The following is an 8096-nucleotide window of genomic DNA, read 5'->3' as shown; positions in this document are numbered from 1 at the left end:
GTTTTGTCTAGCTTACCGAAAGCCAGACTCAGCAAGAATAAAATTTTTATTGTCTTTCGGTTTTCTAGTGTAACGGACAAAACCACTCAAAATAAAAAAGATACAAGAGAGGTCTCTCGTATCTTTTATTCAGCAATCGCGCCCGATTGCTGAACAGATTAATAATAGATTTTAGCTTTTTATTTGTTGAAAAAAGCTAATCAAATTGTTGTCGGGATCAATTACTGCAAAGTCTCGTTCATCCCACCACTGATCTTTTAATGATGTATTGGGGTGCAAAATGCCCAAAGGCTTAATATGTTGATATAATTCATCAATTCCCTCTACTTCAATGCGGCAACTAGCAGTACCAGCAATAAACGACTCCGCACCTGTACAAACCGGTGAATCATTACTACGAGAGCGCCAGCCTTCATCACTTGCCTCCCATAGATGAATCCGAACCTCATTACACATTAGAACTGCGAATCCATCTTCATGGTGAACCAAAGTGAAACCTAGTTTATCGCAATAAAAACCTATACTCTTTTTAATATCCCCGACTGGCAATGCCGGGATAGACTGTAACATTCTCACGCATAAAATCCCCTTTCATTTTCTAATGTAAATCTATTACCTTATTATTAATTCAATTCGCTCATAATTAATCCTTTTTCTTATTACGCAAAATGGCCCGATTTAAGCACACCCTTTATTCCGTTAATGCGCCATGACAGCCATGATAATTACTAATACTAGGAGAAGTTAATAAATACGTAACCAACATGATTAACAATTATTAGAGGTCATCGTTCAAAATGGTATGCGTTTTGACACATCCACTATATATCCGTGTCGTTCTGTCCACTCCTGAATCCCATTCCAGAAATTCTCTAGCGATTCCAGAAGTTTCTCAGAGTCGGAAAGTTGACCAGACATTACGAACTGGCACAGATGGTCATAACCTGAAGGAAGATCTGATTGCTTAACTGCTTCAGTTAAGACCGAAGCGCTCGTCGTATAACAGATGCGATGATGCAGACCAATCAACATGGCACCTGCCATTGCTACCTGTACAGTCAAGGATGGTAGAAATGTTGTCGGTCCTTGCACACGAATATTACGCCATTTGCCTGCATATTCAAACAGCTCTTCTACGATAAGGGCACAAATCGCATCGTGGAACGTTTGGGCTTCTACCGATTTAGCAGTTTGATACACTTTCTCTAAGTATCCACCTGAATCATAAATCGGCAAAATAGAGAAAAATTGACCATGTGTAAGCGGCCAATCTGATTCCACCTGAGATGCATAATCTAGTAGAATCTCTTCGCTATCAAAATTCACTTCCACCTTCCACTCACCGGTTGTCCATTCATGGCTGAACTCTGCTTCCTCTGTTGACATGACACACATCATCTCAATATCCGAATAGGGCCCATCAGTCTGACGACCAAGAGAGCCATAAACACCAATAGCCTTAACATCATCCCCATATTTATCCAATATTCGTTCCTTAATTTCATGAACAATCTTCATTCTTTCTTCTCTAGTCATTATTATTGGTCCATTCACTATTCTCATTCCCTTTTCAGATAATTTTAGATTTGCTTTTCTAAATAAGAATATTTGGAGAGCACCGTTCTTATTCAGCTATTAATAACTCGTCTTCCTAAGCATCCTTCAATCCTTTTAATAACAATTATAGCATCTAATCTTCAACAAACTGGCCCGTTTGTTGAACTACTCTTTAATAAAATAATTTTTCCGTTCCCAATTCCACATTGCAATAATAGAAAATCCATCTTCATCGGCTTTTTCGTCATCATCTGTATGAATCAAATCGCCTTCTTCTGTGTCATCAAGGTTTAATTTTTTATGTATTTCTTTTAACAAACCACCATAGGAGATTAACCTTTTACGGTGTAAACCTTCCTCCAAATCAGACAAACGTTTCAAATTCTTTTCTTCATCATCGGTCATAAAATCCGTATCCTTTACAGGATATTTTGCAGTTTCGTCAATTGCCGATTGTATATCCGATTTATATTTATTTTTCGGTCGAATCATTTGGACTTTAACGTTTGGATCATAATCTAATTTCATAGCTCTTTTCCAAAATTGAATCCATTGCTTTTGATTCACATAGTTTTCAGTGTTATAAAAATAAGTGCTTTCTACACAAACCAACACATGCATGTGTTGGTTATAAGAATTATCTATATTATTTACAGTTACTTCTGTCGCTCGCATAAAACCAACTAAGTTTTTATTAATTTTCTTATATTTCATCATACGATTAAAACCTTTTGACATATCCGATAAACTTTTATTTAATTCAGTACCATCATAAACATTTCTAACGGTCAACGTAAGGAAAAGCCAACGAACTGTTGGTTTTTGTTTGATAACTTCTGCAACAACCTTTTGTGACTGAATACCATGCTTCATTGCTCTCCTCCAGTTGCACATTGGACATAATCGAGATTTACAAAACCACACACGATATAACGTTTTTTCTCCCGTTTCATAACTCACTTTATATTCAAGTACCTCTGCACAATCTTTTACACGTTCAGCCTTTTTAAATTCAAGAATATGCAAGAGTTCAAAATAATCTACATTTGCCATTTTCTTTTCTCGCCAAGGTCTTATTTTTCCACTTTTTGTTTTGTCGATTAGTACACTTGATTTTTCATCTGAATTAATGCTATTATTATTGCACATAATTAATACAGAAACCCCCTATGTAAATTTGTTTTTGTGTGGTAACTTAAACAATAACATAGGGTATTTTTCTGTGCAAGGATTTTTAAAGGTTCATTAACCTTATAAAGCCAATCACACCAACACTTTAAACGCGATGTAAACTATAAAAATAAAAACTTGTTGTTTCTATATGTATCAAGATAAGAAAGAACAAGTTCAAAACCATCAAAAAAAGACACCTTTTCAGGTGCTTTTTTTATTTTATAAACTCATTCCCTGATCTCGACTTCGTTCTTTTTTTACCTCTCGGTTATGAGTTAGTTCAAATTCGTTCTTTTTAGGTTCTAAATCGTGTTTTTCTTGGAATTGTGCTGTTTTATCCTTTACCTTGTCTACAAACCCCTTAAAAACGTTTTTAAAGGCTTTTAAGCCGTCTGTACGTTCCTTAAGGAATTCCTTAGTGCTTTCATAGATTAAACTCACATCACGCTTTAAATCGCTTATTTTAGACTTTAAAGACTTGTTTTCTTCAAGCAACTCATTATAATCATTTACATTTTCATTAAATCGCTCTACAAGACCACTATATTTTTCTTTAACTTGCCCATGTTCTTTACTTAATTTTTTATATTCTCTCGCCATATCAGTACTCATGAGATTTCTAACATGCTGTTTTAACCTATCGTTATCTCTCGCAGCAGTCACTAAGTTTTTATAATCACGCTCCGATATAACAACATTTTTGGTTGGTTTCTTTTCTGTTTTCATTATTTCTTTTCCCAAACCAAACATGGACTTTTCACCCGTTGGCACTTCAACACTTTTCATGTGTCGTTTCGCTGGTACTTCTAAATCTGATTTAACTTTATCGCTATAAGCAGTCCATTCATCTTTTTTAACTGCTAAATTTTTTTCTAGAAAATCAATCTCTTTTTCCAAAGTTTGTTTTTTAAATTTAGCTGTCTCAATATGTTTACGGTCAGAGCCACGTTCACCACGCTTCAACTCAAAACCCTGTTTTTTCATATGCTCGGGGAATTTATCTTGTAGCCATAACAGTTCTTGACGATTAAACACATTTTTTCCTTGCAGTTTTCCATCACGCATAGGCACAACACCTAAATGCATGTGAGGGGTTTGCTCATCATTATGAACTGTTGCATAAGCAATATTTTGCTTGCCATATCGTTCGGAAAATAATTTATAACTTTCCTCAAAAAATCGTTTTTGTTCTCCTGGATCCAGTTGCTCAAAAAAATCTCGGTCAGATGTTACTAGCAACTCATTTACAAGAACAGCATCTTTCCTCGTTTTTCTTGTACCTGTTTTTTGTGATTCAATAATTTCTTTGACACGTTCGTTGTAATCAATATTTTTATCATTTTTCAAATCATAATTTTCACGTGTTCGCTCATGGTCAATATCATCATTCGTTCTACTTTTTCGCTCTCTTTGATTATGAAATTGCATGCCTTTTAGTCCAGCTGATTTCACTTTTTGCATTCTACAAACTGCATAACTCATATGTAAATCGCTCCTTTTTAGGTGGCACAAATGTGAGGCATTTTCGCTCTTTCCGGCAACCACTTCCAAGTAAAGTATAATAACACACTATACTTTATATTCATAAAGTGTGTGCTCTGCGAGGCTGTCGGCAGTGCCGACCAAAACCATAAAACCTTTAAGACCTTTCTTTTTTTTACGAGAAAAAAGAAACAAAAAAACCTGCCCTCTGCCACCTCAGCAAAGGGGGGTTTTGCTCTCGTGCTCGTTTAAAAATCAGCAAGGGACAGGTAGTATTTTTTGAGAAGATCACTCAAAAAATCTCCACCTTTAAACCCTTGCCAATTTTTATTTTGTCCGTTTTGTCTAGCTTACCGAAAGCCAGACTCAGCAAGAATAAAATTTTTATTGTCTTTCGGTTTTCTAGTGTAACGGACAAAACCACTCAAAATAAAAAAGATACAAGAGAGGTCTCTCGTATCTTTTATTCAGCAATCGCGCCCGTTAATGGAATAACTATAAATAAGTTCTTAACCCTAAAATCACTTATTTATTATTAAACTAACGCACCCTATAGTGCAATAAGGAATGTTCCTCTTCTTTCATAAGTATTTTTTATGTTAATTTACTTTAATTTCTTCTTCTAAAAACTCTTCTAAATTTGGAGATTGATTATATTTAATTGCAGCTTGTTTATCCTTCTTAATAATGGCCTTTGTTAGATCAATATGATTTATGCTTGCAATGGCAACAGCGTAATGGATAACATCAACAAGCTCTTTTTCTAAAGAAGCATTCCCCGTGTTTGCCTTTCGCCCTTCTAACTGGTTTAGTACCTCTGCTACCTCGCCAATTTCTTCTACTAGTTTCATAAACAAAGCAGATGAAGTGCGTCCTTCTTTGTATTTTAGTGCTAGGTAGCTCTGTAACTCATAAAATGTTAATTGCTTCGGATTTTCTTTGTCATTTCCCATTTTAACACCCCTATTAATTTAACCATCATCCCTAACAAAGCTGTCATTATTTGAACTCTTCTGCCCCGTTAGTTAAATAACGAATTGATTATCTTTCACTAACGCACCCTATTGTTTAATACTTTTGTTTTATCATAAATCGTACTGACGTTTCTCTTTGTTAAAGAAGTAGTAATAACTAATTTCAAATATTAAAAATCCTACAACCAGACTTGCCCAAAAAGGATACGGCGATTCAATTAAAAAAGTAACTAAAAATGTTAAGATAAACGCTACTAAACCAACAATTAGGGAAAATTTTAGACGTGTTCTTTTCAATTTATACACCCCTTTTCTCTTCTATGGTCGGGACTAAATTTAAAAATACAGATTCAAAATTGTACTCTATATTAATACGATTGACTTAAACAAAATGTTTCAAACTTTCTTCCACTAAACTGCCCCGTTAGTTCAAGAAGCTTTTCGCTCATAAATATGAAAATAATATGTATAAGGATTTTTTTCATTTGTTATTCCTTGTGTAACAGATACTTCGTTCCACTCTTCATAATTCACTTCTGGAAAGAATGTATCTCCTTCAAATTCGTAATGAATTTTTGTAATGTACATTTTCTCAACATATGGTAGAAACAAATTATAAATTTGTTCTCCCCCGAAAATGAAAATTTCCTCTTCGCTATTACATAACTCAAAAACATCTTCTATTGAATGGACGATTTCACAACCATTAAAGCTGAACCCCTTATCTCTTGTCAGAATAATATTCCTTCTTCCAGGTAATGCTCTTCCGATTGATTCAAGATTCTTCCTTCCTAATATAATTGGATATCCCTTTGTAGTATTTTTAACATACTCCCAATCCTCTGGGATTCTCCAAGGTATGTCATTCTCTTTACCTATTACCCTGTTCTTATCCATCGCAGCAATTAAAGAAACTTTCATATATCACACAGCCTTCCTTAACTATTTTACCGTTTAAATTCCTATTCCTTGTTAAGCTATCCTGCCCCGTTAGTTTAAGTGTAATCCTTCACAATCTCAATTGCATTATAAATATACGTAAATATATGTGTTTACTTTCCTCAACAATATGGCCCGATTGCAGAACGGACGCAGATCGCTTCTCACACAATCGCGCCCTTTAATGGAACAAAAAGATTTGAATTCCTGTTATAAAAAAAGGATCAATTTTGAACTCTCTCCCAAAGTTGATCCCTTAACGATTTAGAAATCCCTTTGAGAATGTTTATATACATTCAAGGTAACCAGCCAACTAATGACAATGATTCCTGAAAAAAGTAATAACAAATTACTATACAGATAAGTTGACTGATCAACTTCCATAGGTAACAACCTTTGATCAAGTAAGGGTATGGATAATAAACCACCTACAATTGCAATACCTGTTCCCTCTGATAAAAAGCTGGTAAAGTTAAGCAAACTCATTCCAGCACCAGCTTCCTGCTGTTTCAAGCTACTTGAAACAATTGTTGATATAACTGTTTTGGTGAACGAAAGCCCACCTAAAACAAATACGATTATAATTGTCATGAACCATGATGTTGTTTCTAAAAGAAAGGAAGCAGTTAAAAAGCTAACAGAAAGAAATGTAACTCCGATGTTTAACACGTATAAAGGACCTCTTCTATCAACAAGTATCCCACCAATGTAGCCGAAAATAATGACACTCATTGTTCCAGGGAAAATAATTACACTTCCGATTTCGGCAGTACTTAGCTGGTGAACATCTTTCATCATATAAGGAACCATAGAGACAAACCCTGCTACTGTTCCAAATATAATTCCCCCACAAAGAACTCCAATCATAAAAGGTATATTTTTCCCTAATCCGGGATCAACAAAAGGATCTGTTACTTTCCTGATATGTTTTACAAATATCAGGAATGACAGCACGCTAACGATAAGAAAAGAAATGCTATATGATGTTGTAAACAACATAAAAAATACAATGCCTACAGACATTAGTATAATTCCTTTGATATCAAAATGACCTTTTATCCTTACTTCTTTCTTTAATAATTTCATAAGAAACGGAACAGTGATAATTGTTATCATAGGAATGAGTAGAAGATAGGACCAATGAATATAATGGGCTATCATTCCACCAATCGCTGGACCGACTCCTTCTCCCATGGCTACTATCGATCCAATAAGACCAAATGCTTTACCCCTATTTTCCTTTGGAATATAGCGCGCAACTACAACCATTACGAGTGCTGGAAATGCAGCTGCACCAGCCCCTTGAATAAAACGAGCCATAATAAGTAAGGAAAAGAAAGAATGGCCAACAAACCCAATTACCGACCCGAAACAATTTATTATAATTCCAAATAGGAGTAACCTTTTGATGCCTAATTGATCAGATAGCTTTCCATATACAGCTGTTCCAATGGAAAAGGTTAACATAAAGGCTGTGTTCACCCAGTTTGTACTCGCAGGTGGTTTATTAAAATCATTTGCAATATCAGGTAATGAGACGTTCAAAACCATTTCATTTAATACGCTAAAAAAAGATAAAATGCAAAGCCAAATTAAAATTTGGTTGTGTCGTAAATTCGATTGTGAATAGGATGTATTCACATTTCACCCTCCAATAATGAGGGCAGACGTAGTTTATAGGGTTAATGATACGCTTCCCTCTTTTAATTGAACCCTGTTACATTCATTACACTTCATAATTAATTCCTCCTAAACTTGATTAAAACATTTTACCACATATAAACTAAGTTTTAAATTCAGTATTTCATCACTTATACAACAATATGGCCCGTTTGTTGAACTACTCTTTAATAAAATAATTTTTCCGTTCCCAATTCCACATTGCAATAATAGAAAATCCATCTTCATCGGCTTTTTCGTCATCATCTGTATGAATCAAATCGCCTTCTTCTGTGTCATCAAGGTTTAATT

General features: G+C 34.7%; 9 protein-coding genes. All 9 read right to left on the bottom strand.

Features of this window, described 5'->3' with window-relative positions:
- Positions 1 to 171: 171 nt before the first annotated feature.
- Positions 172 to 576 carry a bleomycin binding protein gene (gene bleO, locus BJS11_RS12900; protein ID WP_001242578.1) on the bottom strand — a complete coding sequence of 135 codons (405 nt, stop codon included), beginning with the start codon at positions 574 to 576 and terminating at the stop codon, positions 172 to 174.
- Positions 577 to 792: 216 nt separating this feature from the next.
- Positions 793 to 1554, bottom strand: coding sequence for an aminoglycoside O-nucleotidyltransferase ANT(4')-Ia (gene aadD1 / locus BJS11_RS12895; protein WP_001014230.1), 762 nt, complete (start codon positions 1552 to 1554; stop codon positions 793 to 795).
- A gap of 168 nt (positions 1555 to 1722) precedes the next feature.
- Positions 1723 to 2706, bottom strand: coding sequence for a protein rep (locus BJS11_RS12890; RefSeq protein ID WP_070014105.1), 984 nt, complete (start codon positions 2704 to 2706; stop codon positions 1723 to 1725).
- Positions 2707 to 2949: 243 nt separating this feature from the next.
- A complete protein-coding gene (gene mobV / locus BJS11_RS12885; RefSeq protein ID WP_000119405.1) occupies positions 2950 to 4212 on the bottom strand; it encodes a MobV family relaxase in 1263 nt (420 codons plus the stop codon).
- Positions 4213 to 4811: 599 nt separating this feature from the next.
- A complete protein-coding gene (locus BJS11_RS12880; RefSeq protein ID WP_031794976.1) occupies positions 4812 to 5165 on the bottom strand; it encodes a MazG nucleotide pyrophosphohydrolase domain-containing protein in 354 nt (117 codons plus the stop codon).
- Positions 5166 to 5297: 132 nt separating this feature from the next.
- The gene (locus tag BJS11_RS12875; protein ID WP_031794977.1) at positions 5298 to 5483 is read right to left on the bottom strand and encodes a hypothetical protein; all 186 of its coding nucleotides are present in this window, start codon (positions 5481 to 5483) and stop codon (positions 5298 to 5300) included.
- A 132-nt stretch (positions 5484 to 5615) separates the two neighbouring features.
- Positions 5616 to 6107 carry a trimethoprim-resistant dihydrofolate reductase DfrK gene (locus tag BJS11_RS12870; protein ID WP_012779617.1) on the bottom strand — a complete coding sequence of 164 codons (492 nt, stop codon included), beginning with the start codon at positions 6105 to 6107 and terminating at the stop codon, positions 5616 to 5618.
- Positions 6108 to 6389: 282 nt separating this feature from the next.
- Positions 6390 to 7766, bottom strand: coding sequence for a tetracycline efflux MFS transporter Tet(L) (tet(L), locus tag BJS11_RS12865; protein ID WP_001574277.1), 1377 nt, complete (start codon positions 7764 to 7766; stop codon positions 6390 to 6392).
- Positions 7767 to 7799: 33 nt separating this feature from the next.
- Positions 7800 to 7862, bottom strand: a complete 63-nt coding sequence (locus BJS11_RS14215) for a tetracycline resistance efflux system leader peptide (protein WP_012779615.1) — start codon at positions 7860 to 7862, stop codon at positions 7800 to 7802.
- Positions 7863 to 8096 lie beyond the last annotated feature (234 nt).

Origin of the sequence: Staphylococcus caeli, assembly GCF_900097965.1 — a bacterium.
Taxonomy (GTDB): Bacteria; Bacillota; Bacilli; order Staphylococcales; family Staphylococcaceae; genus Staphylococcus; species Staphylococcus caeli.
Note: the sequence above shows the minus strand (reverse complement) of the source record. Positions and strands in the feature narration are given on the sequence as shown.

Bases quoted from the DNA above. Each gene is read 5' to 3' on its own strand.
- BJS11_RS12890 (WP_070014105.1), bottom strand. From the start codon at position 2,706: ATGTGCAATAATAATAGCATTAATTCAGATGAAAAATCAAGTGTACTA.
- BJS11_RS12880 (WP_031794976.1), bottom strand. From the start codon at position 5,165: ATGGGAAATGACAAAGAAAATCCGAAGCAATTAACATTTTATGAGTTA.
- BJS11_RS12870 (WP_012779617.1), bottom strand. From the start codon at position 6,107: ATGAAAGTTTCTTTAATTGCTGCGATGGATAAGAACAGGGTAATAGGT.
- mobV (WP_000119405.1), bottom strand. From the start codon at position 4,212: ATGAGTTATGCAGTTTGTAGAATGCAAAAAGTGAAATCAGCTGGACTA.